The sequence below is a fragment of the Shinella sp. JR1-6 genome (genome assembly GCF_004284735.1).
Taxonomy (GTDB): Bacteria; Pseudomonadota; Alphaproteobacteria; order Rhizobiales; family Rhizobiaceae; genus Shinella.
This window is the reverse complement of sequence record NZ_SHMI01000115.1, coordinates 1-1185: the sequence shown is the minus strand read 5'-3', so window position 1 is coordinate 1185 and position 1185 is coordinate 1. Positions and strand designations below refer to the sequence as shown.

1 rRNA gene is annotated in these 1185 nt (G+C 52.0%); it reads left to right on the top strand.

What is annotated here, in order from left to right:
• Positions 1-1185 (top strand): 23S ribosomal RNA (locus tag EXZ48_RS34620); the annotation flags it as partial.

Below are 1185 nucleotides of genomic sequence, written 5' to 3'. Positions count from 1 at the left end.
CTAAGTACTCGTGCATGACCGATAGCGAACAAGTACCGTGAGGGAAAGGTGAAAAGCACCCCGACAAGGGGAGTGAAATAGAACCTGAAACCGGTTGCCTACAAGCAGTTGGAGGGCGCAAGCCTGACAGCGTACCTTTTGTATAATGGGTCAACGACTTAGTGTAACTAGCAAGCTTAAGCCGGTAGGTGTAGGCGCAGCGAAAGCGAGTGTTAATAGCGCGATCATAGTTAGTTGCATTAGACCCGAAACCGAGTGATCTAGCCATGAGCAGGTTGAAGGTTGGGTAACACCAACTGGAGGACCGAACCCGCATCTGTTGCAATAGATTGGGATGACTTGTGGCTAGGGGTGAAAGGCCAATCAAACTCGGAGATAGCTGGTTCTCCGCGAAATCTATTTAGGTAGAGCGTCGACCGAATACCTCAGGGGGTAGAGCACTGGATGGGCTATGGGGACTCACCGTCTTACTGATCCTAACCAAACTCCGAATACCTGAGAGTACTAGTCGGCAGACACACGGCGGGTGCTAACGTCCGTCGTGAAAAGGGCAACAACCCTGACCTCCAGCTAAGGTCCCCAAGTCATGGCTAAGTGGGAAAGGATGTGAGGATCCCAAAACAACCAGGATGTTGGCTTAGAAGCAGCCATCATTTAAAGAAAGCGTAACAGCTCACTGGTCTAAATAAGGGTCTTTGCGCCGAAAATGTAACGGGGCTAAAGCCATGCACCGAAGCTGAGGATGTATCGCAAGATACGTGGTAGCGGAGCGTTCCGTAAGCCTGCGAAGGAGGACCCGTGAGGGCCTCTGGAGGTATCGGAAGTGCGAATGTTGACATGAGTAACGATAAAGAGGGTGAGAGACCCTCTCGCCGAAAGACCAAGGGTTCCTGCTTAAAGTTAATCTGAGCAGGGTTAGCCGGCCCCTAAGACGAGGCGGACACGCGTAGTCGATGGGAACCACGTTAATATTCGTGGGCCTGGTGGTAGTGACGGATTGCGTAACTTGTTCAGACTTATTGGATTGTCTGGGCGGGGAAGCGGTTCCAGGAAATAGCTCCACCGTATAGACCGTACCCGAAACCGACACAGGTGGTCAGGTAGAGCATACCAAGGCGCTTGAGAGAACTCTGCTGAAGGAACTCGGCAAATTGCACGCGTAACTTCGGAAGAAGCGTGACCCCA